Genomic DNA, 14,975 nt, shown 5'->3' on the forward strand with positions numbered 1-14,975 from the left:
ACCAGTGCTCTGGGTCGCTCACGTCGATGGTGTGCTCTGCGCAGCGAAATAAAGGAGGAGCGAAGCGGGGGACATTCGCGGAGCAGAGTACGCCGTCGGCGTGGGCGTCGCCCTGAAGGACTGCAGCGTCACGACACCCCAGCAACGAGACGAGACGAGACGCGACACAGCGACCTCAGTGCCAGACACCCGCAGGCGCAGGCCCAGGCACGCGCAACAGCTTGTCGTTCCCGATCTCCAGCAACCGGTTGGCCGCATAGCTGTTCTGCGAATCGGGCTCCAGCGCCGCGCTGACCAACGGCGACAACGGCTGCGCCAGCGACACATAGAAACTGCCCGGCGGCACCACCGCGCGACCCGTGCGCGGGCGAACGCGATACGCACGAATCGCTTCGCCGTCTTCGATCGCACCGCGTGCGTCCTGGCGCTGGCCGTCCGTCTGCGACAGGATTTCGTAGCGCTCCACCTGCCAGGGCGCCGCGTTGTCGATGCGCTCCACACGCACGCCCAGCATCTGCAGACGCTGCACCGCCGTCGTTTCACTGGCCGCCAGCAGGTAGCCGCACGGGCGCGGACGCGCATTGGCGATCTTCAACGGCTCGGCGGCGCGCCACTCGACCTCGACCGCTTTTTCTTCACCGCTCTTCGCATCGAGAAAATCCAGGCGTTGCCGCGTCGTCGTCTGCCATGCCTCGACCACCACGTCGCCATGACACGCCTCGGCCTTCGCGCGCTGGCCGGCCTGCGCAGTGAGCTGCATCAACGCCGGGCCCTGGCGCGCCGCCGTCTCGATGACCGTGGTGGCCGCCAGCACCTGCGTGTGCACGCGGCGCGCAAAGTGCGCGCGGCCCAGCCCCACGCCGCGCACCTCCAGCAGAAGGCTCACGGACTGGTGCAGTCCGCTCACGTTGCGGCCGGTGTCGGGCTGCACGCCGCCCATCGACACGGTGCGATCGGTGGCGGCCTTGCCGCCGGACGTGGTGTGGTACTTGAAGCCCTGCAACCCCGCCTGCGTGAACGCGGCCTGGATGGCATCGATGTAGTCGCGCTGCGCGCTCGCGGCGATGGCCGCGTCGAGGTTGCCGACGGTGGCGGGCTGCAGCAGGCCGTCGTACTTCATGACCGCGCCGAACTTGTCGATCCAGCGGCCGCCCACGGTGAACTCGTGCAGGTCGAGCACCACCTGCGGCCGAAAGCGCAGGGTGGCGACCGCGATCAGGCGCGCCTCGGGCGTGCGCAGCAACAGGTGGTCGCGGTTCACGTCGATGCCGTTGGCGGTGACGCGGGTGAAATGCTCCGCGCCGTCGGGGTTGCCGCGCGGCACCAGCACCAGGTTGACCTTCTGCAGCAGCGCCGCGCCCGGCCCGCTGGCGAACTGCTGGGCCAGCGCCAGCACCGCTTCGCCGCCGGCCGGCTCGTTGCCGTGCTGCTGGCCGATCACCATCACCGTGGGCCGCGCCGGGTCGATGCGGCCCTGCTCGGCCAGCAGCACCAGCGGCATCTCGCGCCCCTCCTGCGACAGGCCCAGGCGCTCGACGCGCACGTTCGGCGACTGGCGCGCCAGGTCGTCGAGAAAGGCCAATAGCTCGGCGTGCGACGCAAAGTCCGTGCGCCCGGCGCGAAAGCCCGGCGTGGCATAGCTCACCGGCGGATCGGGGAAGCGCGCCGCAATGGTGGGCGGCTCGACCCACACCTTGGAGGAGTCGAACTGGGCCTGGGCCGGCACGGCCGACGACAGCAAAGCCAAGCCGAAGATGCTCAGGAAACGAGGAGAAAGGATGCGGCGCATATGACGCGCATTTTCTCCTCGCGCGGGCCACCCCGGCTTCAGCTGCCGTTCAGCTCGGAGTGGTGCAGGCTCGGGCGCGCGCCAGCAGCAGTGCGCGCTCGCGCGTGTTGCGGGTGAGCGAGGCGGCGCGATCGAATTCCTTGCGTGCCTCGTCGAGCCGGCCGAGCTTGAAGAGCAGGTCGCCGCGCACGGTCGGCAGCAGGTGGTAGCCCTGCAACGCGGGCTCGCCCACGAGCGCGTCCACCACCTCCAGCCCGGCGGCCGGCCCGAAGGCCATCGACAGCGCGACTGCACGGTTCAGCTCGACGATGGGCGACGGCGACAGCTCGGCCAGCGCGTCGTACAGCGCGGCAATGCGTGGCCAGTCGGTGGCGTCGGCGGTGCGCGCGCGGGCGTGGCAGGCGGCAATGGCGGCCTGCAGCGCATAGGGGCCGAAGGCGCCGCCGAGCGACTCGGCCCGTGCGAGCGCCGCAAGGCCACGGCGGATCAGCAGCGGGTCCCAGCGCGCGCGGTTCTGTTCGAGCAGCAGCACGGGCTCGCCCGAGGCGCCCACGCGCGCGGCGGTGCGGGAGGCCTGGATTTCCATCAACGCCACCAGCCCATGCACCTCGGATTCGCCGGGCACCAACTCGGCCACGATGCGGCCCAGCCGCATGGCCTCGTCGCACAGCGCGGGGCGCATCCAGTCGTCGCCGGCGGTTGCGGCGTAGCCCTCGTTGAAGATCAGGTAGAGCACTTCGAGCACCGAGGCGAGCCGCGCTTCGAGCTCGTGCCGTCGCGGCACTTCGAAGGGCACACGCGCCTCGGCCAGCGTGCGCTTGGCGCGCACGATGCGCTGCGCCACCGTGGCTTCGGGCACCAGGAAGGCACGGGCGATCTCGTCGGTGGTCAGGCCGCCCATCAGCCGCAGCGTGAGCGCGACACGTGCCTCGGTCGACAGCACCGGGTGGCAGGCGGTGAACACCAGGCGCAGCAGGTCGTCGCCGATGTCGTCATCGAGCGCGGCATCGACGGCTTCGGCAAAGTCGGCTTGCGCCATTTCGTGCTGGGCGTCGAGTTCGCGGCCGATCTCGGGCGCCTTTCGGCCGGCCAACTGGCCGTGGCGCAGGCGGTCGAGCGCGCGGTGCTTGGCCACCTGCGTAAGCCAGGCGGCCGGGTTGTCGGGCACGCCGTCTCCAGGCCATTGCTCCAGGGCGGAAACCAGCGCGTCCTGCGCCAGTTCTTCGGCCAGGCCGACGTCGCGCACCATGCGCGCAACCGTGGCGATGATCTTCGCGGACTCGATCCGCCAGACCGCCTCGATCGCGCGATGGATGGCGCGGGCATCGCTGGTCGCCACGCGGCTCAGCCCTTCTTTTTCTGGCCTTCGGATGGTTCGGACGGCTCGGGCGGCGCGGTCTGCATCGAGGGAAAGCTGCCCGCCACGGCCTGCAGGTCGGCCGGAAAGTCTTCGAGCTCCTGCACCTGGCGGACCTCGATTACCTCGTTGTCGCCGCCGGGGCAGCGGGCGGCCCATTCGATGGCTTCGGCGCGCGAGGCCACGTCGATGAGCCAGAAGCCGCCCAGCACTTCCTTGGCTTCGGCAAACGGCCCGTCGACGATCTTCGGCTTGCGGCCCTTGAAGCTCACGCGCGCGCCCATCGAAGGCGGATGCAGGCCCTCGCAGCTGACCAGCACGCCGGCTTTCTGCAGGGACTCGTTGTAGGCCATCATCGCGGTCATCGCATCGAGGTCTTCGGGCATGGTGCCCGGCGCGGCGCTCTCGTAGCCGTGGGGAATCATCAGCAGCATGAATCGCATGGCGGTGTCTCCTTGCTTGCGCTTTGCCGACGGCCTCAGCGGCCCTGCCTTGCAGCGGACTCGGCGCGCAGGCGGTCTTCCTGGGCCAGCAGCTCGGGCGTCATCGAATCGCCGAAGTCGGTGGCCTCGAACACCTGGCGGATCTCGATCTCGCCCTCCTGGAACGGACTGCGCTTGATCCACTCGATGGCTTCTTCCTTCGACTTGACCTGCAGCAGCCAGAAGCCGGCCAGCAGTTCCTTGGTCTCGGCGAAGGGGCCGTCGATCACGGTGCGCTTGTGGCCTTCGCAGCGCACGCGCGCGCCCCTGGACGACGGATGCAGCCCTTCGCCCGCCAGCAGCACGCCGGCCTTGACCAGCTCTTCGTTGAACTTGCCCATCTCGGTGAGGATCTCGGTGCTGGGCATCACGCCGGCTTCGGAATCCTTGTTGGCCTTGACCAGAATCATGAATCGCATGTCGTTTCTCCTGAAGGTTGTGAGGGGTGGCTGGAGCCGCTGAAAAACTGCGCGCTCCTGTTCACACGTCGCGCGAGCGGAAGGCGGATCGACACGATCACGCCGGTCTATTTGTAATTTTGCGTTTCAAATCCTCCCGGCCGCAGCCGAGACGGCGCTCACGGCAGGTAGCCGCAGAAGCGCAGCACATGGCCATCGGGCTCGCGGATCGCGAATTCGCGCAGGCCCCAGGGCTGGGACGCCGGCGGCTCGATCACGTTCACGCCGCGCTTCACGTAGGCGGCATGCAGGCCATCGATGTCCTTGCCCACGTGGATCACGATTTCGCCGCGCCACGGCCTGGCTTCGCGCATGTTGCATTGCCACAGGCGCAGGTAGACCGGGTCGCCATAGCTGCGGTCGCCCTTCTTCACGCGCGCATAGCTGGGCGGCTCGCCGGCGATGAAGTCGAGCTCGAACCCCAGCACGTCGCAAAACCAGCGCGCGGCGCGCGACACGTCCGACACCGGCAGCACCGGCTGCACGCCGTGGAATTCATGCAAGGTGCCGAGGTCGGGTGCCGGGCTCACGCCGGCCTGGGTGGTCATCAGTTGGCCATTCGGCGCAAGACGGCGACACGCTCGGCGATCACGTCGATGTCGAGTGCGTCCTCGGCGTTCGTCAGGTAGGTTTCGAGGTCGCGCACCGCCAGCGCGTAGTTGCCCTGCTCCGCATGCGCGACGCCGCGGTCGCGGTACTCGCCCCAGGCGGCGGGCAGCAGCGCGATCAGCCGGTCTTGCACGGCAATGACGCGCTGCCAGTCTTCCTGCGCGTGGTGCACTTCCTTCAGGTTGCGCAGCATGCGCGCAATGATCTCGCGCGAATTGGCGGGCTGCAGGTACAGGCCCAGCGGCACGTCGAAATCGCCGACCAGGCCGTTGCTGCGCTTGTAGGGCTCCAGCCGTTCGCCAAGCTCTTCGCGCGACAGCGACTTGCCGGTGAACGGGTCGATCACCACCTGGCCCTTGGGCAGCGTCACCTTGAGCATGAAGTGGCCCGGAAAACCGATGCCGCGTGCCTGCAGGCCCAGGCCTTGCGCCAACTCCATCCACAGCACCGCCAGCGAGATCGGAATGCCGCGGCGGGTGCGCAGCACGGCGTTCAGGTAGCTGTTGTCGGGGTCGTAGTAGTCGTTGACGTTGCCGCCGAAGTTCAGGTCGTTGAAGAAGAACTGGTTGAGCGCGCGCAGCCGGGCCAGCGGCGCTGCATCGGCCGGCAGGCGGCGCTTGAGGCGCGCAAGGAGCTGGTCGACATCGCCCAGCACCTGCTGCACGTCGAGCTCGGGGTACTCGTCCTGCGCGAGGCTGGCGGCAGCTTCGAGCAGCGGAAATTGATCGTCGCTGCGGACGAGCGATTCGAAATATTCCAGTGCGGTAGGAACCTGAAAGCTGAACGTCATGTGTCTTTGTAGAGGAGCCCGCAGGGAGCGTCAAGGCCGTGTTTTCCGGCTCGCCAAAGCCTCAGCGGCGCATGAAACTTCGTGGACGCACGCCCACGGCGGCCAGTACGGCGAAATAGAGCAGCGCGGAGCCGGCAATGAGCGCGGCGAGCAGGCCGATGCGGTACAGGCGCTGGTCGCGCAGGCCGATCCAGTCGAAGTAGCGCGCGCCCCACACCAGCAGGGCCGCCAGCACCAGCGTGCCGGCCAGCACCTGCAGCGCGAACTTCCCCCAGCCGGGTTCGGGCTTGTAGCTGCCGCGGCGGATGAGGCCGACCAACAGCCAGATCGCGTTGACGAGTGCGCCGATGGCAATGGTCAGGGTCAGCGCCGCGTGCTGCAGCACCGGCACCAGGAAGAAGTTGAGCACCTGGGTGAAGATGAGCACGCCCACGGCAATCAGCATCGGCGTGCGCGTGTCTTGCTTGGCGTAGTAGCCGGGCGCGAGCACCTTGATGGCCACGATGCCGACGAGCCCCACGCCATAGCCCATCAGTGCCAGGGTGGTGCGCTGCACGTCTTCGCCGGTGTAGGCGCCGTTGTGGAACAGCACTGCCACCAGCGGCTTTGCGAAGAGCAGCAGCGCCACGGCGCACGGCGCCGAGAGCAGCACCACCAGGCGCAGGCCCCAGTCGAGCAACGACGAATAGCGCGCATCGTCCTTGGCGGCACGGGCGCCGGCCAGTTGCGGCATCAGCACCACGCCGAGCGCCACGCCGAGCATGGCGGTGGGGAACTCCATCAGGCGGTCGGCATTGGTGACCCAGGTCACGCTGCCGGTTGCCAGGTGCGAGGCGATCTGCGTGTTGATGAGCAGCGAGATCTGCGCCACGCTCACGCCCAGCAAAGCGGGCAGCATGAGCTTCATGACCTTGCGCGTGGTCGGATCTTTCCAGGCCGCGCCCAGCGCCTTGAAGCTCGCGCCCACGCGCGGCATCAGGCCCAGCGCGCGCAGCGCCGGTATCTGCAGCGCCAGCTGCAGCACGCCGCCCAGCAGCACGCCCATGCATTGCGCATAGATCGGCTCGATGCCGTACTTGCGGAACAGCGGCGCGCCGACCACGATCGACAGGATGAGCGCGATGTTCAGCAGCACCGGCGACGCCGCCGGCACCGCGAACTTGCGCCACGTATTGAGAATGCCGCCGGCCAGCGCCACCAGCGACATGAAGCCGATGTACGGGAACATCCAGCGCGTCATGACGACCGCCGCATCGAAGCCCGCCAGCCCGCTCGCCATGGCCCAGACCATCAGCGGCGCCGCCACCACGCCCACCACGCACACCACCACCAGCGTCCAGGTCAGCAGCGTGGCGACGTGGTCTATCAGCTGGCGGGCGCCCTCTTCGCCGGCCTCGGTCTTGCGCCCGGCCAGCACCGGCACGAACGCCTGGCTGAAGGCGCCTTCGCCGAAAACCCGCCGAAACAGGTTCGGGATGCGAAATGCGACGTTGAAGGCGTCGGTCAGCGCGCTGACGCCGAAAACCGAGGCAAACAGCACGTCGCGCACAAGGCCCGTGATCCGCGATGCGAGGGTCAGCAGGGAGACGGTGGAGGCGGATTTGAGCAGGGACACGGGGGCGAGTGTAGGGCCCGAAAAGGCGCCGAAACGGGCGGATTCGGCGAAAACCGGAACCCGGCCTATAATGGAGGGCTTTGCTGCATCATCCTCAGACACCTAAGGAACACTAAATATGGCATCCGCCAAGCCCAAGAAGAAGAACCCGCGCCTCGCCTCCGGCCGTAAGCGCGTCCGCCAGGACACCAAGCTCAACGCTGCGAACACCTCGCTGCGCTCCAAATACCGTACCGCGGTCAAGAACGTCGAAAAGGCTGTTCTGGCTGGCGACAAGACCAAGGCAAGCGAACTGTTCGCGAAGGCCCAGAGCATCGTCGACACCGTCGCCGACAAGGGCATCTTCCACAAGAACAAGGCAGCCCGCGACAAGAGCCGCCTGTCGGCCAAGGTCAAGGCCCTCGCCCTCGCGCCTGAAAAGGCCGCCGCCTGACACCAGTCAGGCAAGCCCGGACCGGAATTCTCCAGTCCGCCGTTTGATCGGGGTGCGCTGCAGCAAAGTGTAAAAAACCGCCTTCGGGCGGTTTTTTCATGGGCGCTCGGTATTCGATATGAATGCTCGGCCAGGTTTTACGTGCTGCTCGATGCAATGCGATCAATCGATTTCCCTTCGGCACACCCAAAAGCTCTGCGCGGAACCACTGGTACTCCCGGGTCTGATTTCTGACTACAACCTGAACAACATTTACACTTCCGCTTGTAACGGGCGCCAATTTACAAGGGTATTCCCTCGATTTGCACTCGATTTTCTATTACTTGGGGGATGCGGAATGTTTCAAGGAGTCCGAAGGACGCTCGCAGTTTCGACAGTCATGCTCATCTGCGCGTGCGGTGGAGGCGGGGGCGGCGGCGGGTTTGGCGGCGGAGTCGTAGATTTCGGTACGAGACCTCAAGAGAGGCTTTCAGCAGCAATTGCGAAGTCAACCGACAGCACCCTCGGCAATATTCTCACGCTGGACGGCAGTGGGAGCACGTCCGGCACAGGCAAGCCAGTCACGTACTCCTGGTTTCTTCAGTCCAAGCCTCTCTCCAGCAATGCATCCCTTCTGGAATCGACCAGCGCCAAGCCCCGTTTTCTTTTGGACGAGGCCGGCGATTATGTTGTCCGACTGGTGGTGAATGATGGTGAAAAAGACAGCGCGCCCGCGTATCTCACCATTACTCCTGTTGCCCCGGCCTTTGCTGGCCCAGTCCTGAAGTTCGCCCTCATTGAGACGACGGATTTCCAGACCACTAACAGAGATGAAGTGACCTCTCCATCCAGCGGTTGCAGCTTCCAAATATCCGAGGGTCTCGCCGGCTTTGGAGACTTTCCATCCGACATATTCAAGACTTGCTACTCCTATGATCCTGCAGCGGATTTTCAGGTCACAGGGAGTACATCCGGCCGCATTCAAATAAGCCCGGAAAATAAACGTGGGCCATTTACTGGCTATCCGGCTTATGTCAGGGGTGTCGGGGGGGATTTTCCTGCTGATACCCCAGCTGTGCCCATAAGGCTGAGCTATGTACTTGGTACAGATGGCCCGTCCATTGCACGAATTCCCATCGGCAAGAGCGGGAACAGTTTTGTTCGGTACAACTTTTCTGGCCCCGGAAGTTTTTACCCTGGACCCGACGATCCTCTGACACGTCGCAAGATAAGTTATCGATTCATCGGATCAAGTCTCCCCCAAAATGCCCCCAAGGGATGGGAAGCAATAGCAGAAACAACGATAAAAGTCGATTTGAACGGCTATATCGGAAATCAACCTGCAAAGCAGCTGACCATTTATTCAAAGCAATTCTCGTCCGATTTTGACGAAAAATTAGAATTCAACCCCAACCCATCAATCTACCCAGACTTTACGGTGGATCAATCACTTCCCGAGATAACAATAACCCACCGAATTGCATTCCGCAGGACAAAAAACTGAATTCAATTTTGCGTTTCGCAGCCAAAGAAAAAGGCCTGTCAGTCAGGCCTTTTCGGGTGGGAGCGAAGTGCTGGGTACGCCAGCCGGAGGTGGCGCGTCGGGCACCAGGCAGGCCTCGACCACCTGCAGGTCGTTGTCCCGGGCGAAGTTGACGCAGAAGTCCCAGGCCATGGGCTCGGCGTCGCGCAGGGCGCGGTTCACCACGACGCACTTCACGCCGTTGAGGGTGGTGGGAACACACCAGGGCGAATAGCTCAGGTGGCTGCCCGGATAGGCGCCGCCGGGGCGAAAAGAGCACATCACGCCGGCAAGGCGTTCGGCCCAGTCGCTGGGGCGAAAAGTGCGTCCATCGTGGGTGATGCCCTGGATGAAGATTTCTTTGGCAGTGGGGGAAATCATCGTTGAATGCGGCGTCCGAAGCAGGTGCTGCGGTGCAGCAAGCGATTCTATCCGCGCCACTTTTTGCATCCTGAACGGGGGGCATTGCTGTAATGCGGAATCCTCAACGAAGCAGTCAAACTGCACGCCTAGAATCCGCGTTCCCTATCTGGAGAACCCCGAATGAGCGCTACCGCCCAGCCCACCTCGCCCCACGTCATGAACACCTACGGTCGCCTGCCGATCGCACTGTCGCACGGCCAGGGCTGCCGAGTCTGGGACACCACGGGCAAGGCCTACATCGACGGCCTGGGCGGCATTGCCGTCAACACGCTGGGCCACAACCACCCCGAGCTGGTGCCCGCGCTGCAAGACCAGCTGACCAAGCTTATCCACAGCTCCAACTACTACCACGTGACCGGCCAGGAACAGCTGGCCGCCAAGCTGACCGAGCTGTCGGGCCTGACCAACGCATTCTTCTGCTGCACCGGCCTGGAAGCCAATGAAGCCGCCCTGAAGCTGGCCCGCAAGTACGGCCACGACAAGGGCATCGAGCGCCCCGAAATCGTGGTCTATGAAGCCGCCTTCCACGGCCGCAGCATCGCCACCCTGTCGGCCACCGGCAACCCCAAGGTGCAGGCCGGCTTCGGCCCGCTGGTCGAGGGCTTCATCCGCGTGCCGCTGAACGACATCGAAGCGCTCAAGAAGGCCACCGAAGGCAACCCGAATGTGGTGGCCGTGTTCTTCGAGACCATCCAGGGCGAAGGCGGCATCAACCCGATGCGCGTCGACTACCTCAAGCAGGTGCGCGCGCTGTGCGACGAGCGCGACTGGCTCATGATGATCGACGAAGTGCAGTGCGGCATGGGCCGCACCGGCAAGTGGTTCGCCCACCAGTGGGCGGGCATCAAGCCTGACGTGATGCCGCTGGCCAAGGGCCTGGGCTCCGGCGTGCCGATCGGCGCCGTGGTGGCCGGCCCCAAGGCCGCCAACATCTTTGGCCCCGGCAACCACGGCACCACCTTCGGCGGCAACCCGCTGGCCATGCGCGCCGGTGTCGAGACCATCCGCATCATGGAAGAGCAGAAGCTGCTCGAGAACGCCGCCACCGTGGGCGCCCACCTGAAGGCGGCGCTGGAGCGCGAAATCGGCGGCCTGCCCGGCGTGAAGGAAATCCGCGGCCAGGGCCTGATGCTGGGCATCGAGCTCGACCGTCCCTGCGGCGTGATCCTGAACCGCGCCTGCGACGCCGGCCTGCTGCTGAGCGTGACGGCCGACAAGGTGATCCGCCTCGTGCCGCCGCTCATCCTGAGCATTGCCGAGGCCGACGAAATCGTCGCCATCCTGGCGCCCATCGTCAAAGCATTCCTTTCGGAGCCTGCCGCGAAATGACGACCGCCACGACGCCCGCAGCCATTCGCCACTACCTGCAGTTCGCGGACCTTTCGGCCGACGAATACACGTACCTCTTCGATCGCATGGCGATCATCAAGAAGAAGTTCAAGACCTACGAAAAGCACCAGCCGCTGGTCGACCGCACGCTGGCGATGATCTTCGAGAAGGCCAGCACGCGCACCCGCGTGAGCTTCGAGGCGGGCATGTACCAGCTGGGCGGCAGCGTGGTGCACCTGACCACGGGCGACAGCCAGCTGGGCCGCGCCGAGCCCATCGAGGACAGCGCCAAGGTCATCAGCCGCATGGTCGACATCGTGATGATCCGCACCTACGAGCAGACCAAGATCGACAACTTCGCCGCGCACTCGCGCGTGCCCGTCATCAACGGCCTGACCAACGAGTTCCACCCCTGCCAGATCCTGGCGGACATCTTCACGTACATCGAGCACCGCGGCTCCATCCAGGGCAAGACGGTGGCCTGGGTGGGCGACGGCAACAACATGGCCAACACCTGGCTGCAGGCGGCCGAAATTTTGGGCTTCACGGTGCACGTGAGCACGCCCAGCGGCTACGAGGTCGACCAGTCGATCGCGGGCATCCGCTCGGGCGACAGCTACAAGGTCTTCAAGGACCCGATGGAAGCCTGCCGCGGCGCCGACCTCGTCACCACCGACGTCTGGACCAGCATGGGCTACGAGGCCGAGAACGAGGCCCGCCGCAAGGCCTTTGCCGACTGGTGCGTCGACGAAGACATGATGCGCGTGGCCCAGCCCGGCGCCCTTTTCATGCACTGCCTGCCCGCGCACCGGGGCGAAGAAGTGCAGGCCGAAGTCATCGACGGCCCGCAGTCGGTGGTGTGGGACGAAGCCGAGAACCGGCTGCACGCCCAGAAGGCGCTGATGGAGTTCCTGCTCCTCGGCAAGCTCTGAGCATCTGAAGACGAGAAAGGCGCGGCCGCATGTCCCATTGCCAGCAATGCGGCGCCTGCTGCGCCAGCTACCGCGTCGACTTCAGCGTGCATGAGCTCGACGACAACGGCGGCAAGGTGCCGTCCGGCCTCGCGGTCGAGGTGAGCGACGCCCTGTGCCGCATGCGCGGCACCGACCACACGCCGATGCGCTGCGCCGCCCTCACCGGCAAGATCGGCCAGGCCGTGAGCTGCGGCATCTACGAATGGCGCCCCAACCCCTGCCACGAGCTGCAGTCGGGCAGCGACGCCTGCGAGCGGGCCCGGGCGCGGCACGGATTGCCGGCGCTGCACTGAGCGGTTCATCTGGTCACGCACGGTGTTGGAAATAACCGACACCACGACCCCTCGCCCGGCGCTAACTTCGCGCCATGGCTCCATCACATCAGCAACGCATCTGGGACATTTCGCCCCCCGTGCATGAAGGCGCGCCGGTATTTCCCGGCGACACGCCCTACCAGCAGCGCTGGGCCGCGACCATTTCGCCGGGCTGCCCGGTGAACGTCAGCGAGATCAAGCTTTCGCCCCACGTCGGCGCGCACGCCGATGCGCCACTGCACTACGACCCCGATGGCCAGACCATCGGCCATGTCGACCTCTCGCCCTTTCTGGGCCCCTGCCGCGTGATCCACGCCATCGACAAGGGCCCGCTGATCGAGTGGGAGCACATTGCCCACGCCGTCGACAGCCACCTGCCGCAACGCGTGCTGGTGCGCACCTACACCGCCATGCCGGTGGACCGCTGGGACCCGCAGCTCGCGGCCTATGCGCCGGCCACCGTCGAGCGCCTCGCGGCCATGGGCGTGAAGCTCATCGGCATCGACACCGCCAGCATCGACCCGGCCGACAGCAAGACGCTGGAAAGCCACCAACGCATTCGCCGCCTCGACCTGCGCGTGCTCGAGAACCTCGTGCTCGACGACGTGCCCGAAGGCGACTACGAACTCATCGCGCTGCCGCTCAAGCTGGTCAGCGCCGATGCCTCCCCCGTTCGCGCCGTGCTGCGCGAACTTCTTCGCTGAAACCTCCACCATGACGACCCTTGCTGACTGCCGCGCGCTCGACGCGCAAGACCCGCTGCGCGCATTGCGCGACCAATTCATCCTGCCCGAAGGCGTGCTCTACCTCGACGGCAACTCGCTCGGCGTGCTGCCGAAGACCGCACCGGCGCGCATCGCCGAAGTCGTGGCGAAGGAATGGGGCGAAGGCCTCATCCGCTCGTGGAACACCGCAAGCTGGTTCGACCTGCCGCAGCGCCTGGGCGACAAGGTGGCCCGCCTGATCGGTGCCGCGCCCGGCGAAGTGGTGTGCACCGACAGCACCTCGGTCAACCTCTACAAGGTGTTGTTCGCGGCGCTCTCGCAGCAGAAGGACAGCGGCCGCAAGCTGGTGGTCAGCGAGCGCAGCAACTTTCCCACCGACCTCTACATTGCCGAGTCGCTGTGCCGCGAACGCGGCTTCACGCTCAAGCTGATCGACGCGAGCGAACTGCAGGGCCCGGACTCGGTGCTGACAAACGAAGTGGCCGTGCTGATGCTCACGCACGTCAACTACCGCACCGGCGCCATGCACGACATGAAGGCCATTACCGCCGCGGCGCATGCCGTGGGCGCACTCACGGTGTGGGACCTCGCGCACAGCGCGGGCGCCGTGCCGATGGCACTGAACGACAGCAACGCCGACTACGCCATCGGCTGCGGCTACAAGTACCTGAACGGCGGCCCCGGCGCACCGGCCTTCGCGTGGGTCAACACGAAGCATGCGGGCCAGTTCGAGCAGCCGTTGTCGGGCTGGTGGGGCCATGCGGCGCCCTTCGAGTTCACGCCGCACTACCGGCCCGCGCCGGGCGTCGGCCGCTACCTTTGCGGCACGCAACCGATCATTGCGTTGGCGGGGCTCGAATGCGGCATCGACACCGTGCTCGCCGCCGAGTCGCTCAACGGCGGGCAAGGCGCCATGGCCGCGCTGCGCACCAAGTCGCTGGCGCTCACCGACCTGTTCATCGCACTGGTCGAAGAACGCTGCAAGGGCCAGGGCCTGTCGCTCGTCACCCCGCGTGACCACACGCAACGCGGCTCGCAGGTGTGCCTCAGCCGTGATGAAGGGGCGTACGCCATCGTGCAGGCGCTGATCGCGCGCGGCGTCATCGGCGACTACCGCGCCGGCGACTCGCAGATGCCGGACATCCTGCGCTTCGGCTTCACGCCGCTGTACATCGGCTTCGAGGACGTGTGGAACTCCGTCGAACACCTGGTGCAGGTGCTCGAAACCGGCGAGTGGCGACGCGCAGAATTCAACCGCAAGAACGCAGTGACATGACCGCCGACAGCAGCCCCGCGAAGAAACCCGAGAACATCGTTCACGAAGAAAAGGCGCAGCTGGATTTCAGCGCGTCCATGAGCTACGGCGACTACCTGCACCTGGACGAGATCCTCAATGCGCAGCATCCGCTTTCGCCCGCGCACGACGAGATGCTGTTCATCGTGCAGCACCAGACCAGCGAGCTCTGGATGAAGCTGATGCTGCACGAGCTGCGTGCCGCCACGAACTGCATCGCCGAAGAAAAACTGGCCGATGCATTCAAGATGCTGGCGCGCGTGAGCCGCATCATGGAACAGCTGGTCAGCGCATGGACCGTGCTGTCGACCATGACGCCGCCCGAGTACACGGCCATGCGGCCTTACCTCGCCAATTCGAGCGGCTTCCAGAGCGCGCAATACCGCTGCATCGAGTTCGCGCTCGGCAACAAGAATGCCGCCATGCTCAAGCCGCACGCGCACCGCGCCGACCTGCTGGCGCAGGTCGATGCGGCCTACCGCGCGCCGTCGCTGTATGACGAGTCGCTGCGCCTGCTGGCGCGCCACGGCCTGCCGGTGCCAGCCGACCGGCTGGAGCGCGACTGGACGCAGCCGTATGAATCGCGCGATGGCGTCGAGGCGGCGTGGCTCGTGGTCTACCGCAATCCGCACGATCACTGGGACCTGTACCAGCTCGGCGAAAAGCTCACCGACCTCGAAGACGCCTTCCGCCTCTGGCGCTTCCGCCACGTGACCACGGTCGAACGCGTGATCGGCTTCAAGCGCGGCACCGGTGGCACGGGCGGCGTGAGCTACCTGCGCAAGATGCTCGACGTGGTGCTGTTCCCGGAGATCTGGAAGCTGCGCACAGACCTGTAGAGCGAAAGGCCGCGCATGCCGATGACATCCACGGCTCCTACAA

16 protein-coding genes are annotated in these 14,975 nt (G+C 65.8%); 8 read left to right on the top strand and 8 right to left on the bottom strand.

Features of this window, described 5'->3' with window-relative positions:
• Positions 1–175: 175 nt before the first annotated feature.
• From DBV14_RS17105 to murJ, 7 genes are all read right to left on the bottom strand, one after another.
• On the bottom strand, positions 176–1,789 hold the full coding sequence (locus DBV14_RS17105) for a M14 family metallocarboxypeptidase (protein ID WP_124460359.1): 1,614 nt from the start codon (positions 1,787–1,789) through the stop codon (positions 176–178).
• A gap of 49 nt (positions 1,790–1,838) precedes the next feature.
• Positions 1,839–3,137, bottom strand: a complete 1,299-nt coding sequence (locus DBV14_RS17110; protein ID WP_124460386.1) for an RNA polymerase sigma factor — start codon at positions 3,135–3,137, stop codon at positions 1,839–1,841.
• Positions 3,134–3,589, bottom strand: coding sequence for a YciI family protein (locus tag DBV14_RS17115; RefSeq protein ID WP_124460360.1), 456 nt, complete (start codon positions 3,587–3,589; stop codon positions 3,134–3,136). Before DBV14_RS17115 ends, DBV14_RS17110 begins: the two co-directional genes overlap by 4 nt.
• A 35-nt stretch (positions 3,590–3,624) precedes the next feature.
• A complete protein-coding gene (locus DBV14_RS17120) occupies positions 3,625–4,047 on the bottom strand; it encodes a YciI family protein (protein ID WP_124460361.1) in 423 nt (140 codons plus the stop codon).
• 158 nt (positions 4,048–4,205) lie between these two features.
• Positions 4,206–4,634, bottom strand: coding sequence for a VOC family protein (locus tag DBV14_RS17125; RefSeq protein WP_124460362.1), 429 nt, complete (start codon positions 4,632–4,634; stop codon positions 4,206–4,208).
• A complete protein-coding gene (locus DBV14_RS17130) occupies positions 4,634–5,485 on the bottom strand; it encodes a SirB1 family protein (protein ID WP_124460363.1) in 852 nt (283 codons plus the stop codon). Before DBV14_RS17130 ends, DBV14_RS17125 begins: the two co-directional genes overlap by 1 nt.
• Positions 5,486–5,546: 61 nt before the next feature.
• On the bottom strand, positions 5,547–7,100 hold the full coding sequence (murJ, locus tag DBV14_RS17135) for a murein biosynthesis integral membrane protein MurJ (protein WP_124460364.1): 1,554 nt from the start codon (positions 7,098–7,100) through the stop codon (positions 5,547–5,549).
• Positions 7,101–7,218: 118 nt separating this feature from the next.
• On the opposite strand from murJ, the gene rpsT reads away from it, so the two are divergent.
• Together rpsT and DBV14_RS17145 are read left to right on the top strand one after the other, a co-directional pair.
• Positions 7,219–7,533 carry a 30S ribosomal protein S20 gene (gene rpsT / locus DBV14_RS17140; RefSeq protein ID WP_007831346.1) on the top strand — a complete coding sequence of 105 codons (315 nt, stop codon included), beginning with the start codon at positions 7,219–7,221 and terminating at the stop codon, positions 7,531–7,533.
• A gap of 379 nt (positions 7,534–7,912) precedes the next feature.
• Complete coding sequence (locus DBV14_RS17145; protein WP_124460365.1) at positions 7,913–9,016, top strand: hypothetical protein; 1,104 nt, start codon at positions 7,913–7,915, stop codon at positions 9,014–9,016.
• 42 nt (positions 9,017–9,058) lie between these two features.
• On the opposite strand, the gene DBV14_RS17150 is transcribed toward DBV14_RS17145, so the two are convergent.
• On the bottom strand, positions 9,059–9,415 hold the full coding sequence (locus DBV14_RS17150; RefSeq protein ID WP_124460366.1) for a DUF3579 domain-containing protein: 357 nt from the start codon (positions 9,413–9,415) through the stop codon (positions 9,059–9,061).
• Between the two features lie 162 nt (positions 9,416–9,577).
• Between DBV14_RS17150 and DBV14_RS17155 the strand changes: the two genes are divergently transcribed.
• From DBV14_RS17155 to kynA, 6 genes are all read left to right on the top strand, one after another.
• Complete coding sequence (locus DBV14_RS17155) at positions 9,578–10,786, top strand: aspartate aminotransferase family protein (protein WP_124460367.1); 1,209 nt, start codon at positions 9,578–9,580, stop codon at positions 10,784–10,786.
• The gene (gene argF, locus DBV14_RS17160) at positions 10,783–11,718 is read left to right on the top strand and encodes an ornithine carbamoyltransferase (protein WP_124460368.1); all 936 of its coding nucleotides are present in this window, start codon (positions 10,783–10,785) and stop codon (positions 11,716–11,718) included. Before DBV14_RS17155 ends, argF begins: the two co-directional genes overlap by 4 nt.
• A 29-nt stretch (positions 11,719–11,747) precedes the next feature.
• Positions 11,748–12,053: a YkgJ family cysteine cluster protein gene (locus DBV14_RS17165; protein WP_124460369.1), complete on the top strand. Its 306-nt coding sequence runs from the start codon at positions 11,748–11,750 to the stop codon at positions 12,051–12,053.
• A gap of 74 nt (positions 12,054–12,127) precedes the next feature.
• The gene (kynB, locus tag DBV14_RS17170) at positions 12,128–12,778 is read left to right on the top strand and encodes an arylformamidase (protein ID WP_124460370.1); all 651 of its coding nucleotides are present in this window, start codon (positions 12,128–12,130) and stop codon (positions 12,776–12,778) included.
• Between the two features lie 10 nt (positions 12,779–12,788).
• Complete coding sequence (kynU, locus tag DBV14_RS17175) at positions 12,789–14,075, top strand: kynureninase (RefSeq protein ID WP_124460371.1); 1,287 nt, start codon at positions 12,789–12,791, stop codon at positions 14,073–14,075.
• Positions 14,072–14,932 (top strand): tryptophan 2,3-dioxygenase, encoded by an 861-nt coding sequence (gene kynA / locus DBV14_RS17180; protein ID WP_124460372.1) that lies wholly within the window; start codon positions 14,072–14,074, stop codon positions 14,930–14,932. The genes kynU and kynA overlap by 4 nt, the downstream gene beginning before the upstream one ends.
• Positions 14,933–14,975: the final 43 nt, after the last annotated feature.

It is taken from the genome of Variovorax sp. KBW07, from assembly GCF_003852515.1.
Lineage (GTDB): Bacteria > Pseudomonadota > Gammaproteobacteria > Burkholderiales > Burkholderiaceae_C > Variovorax.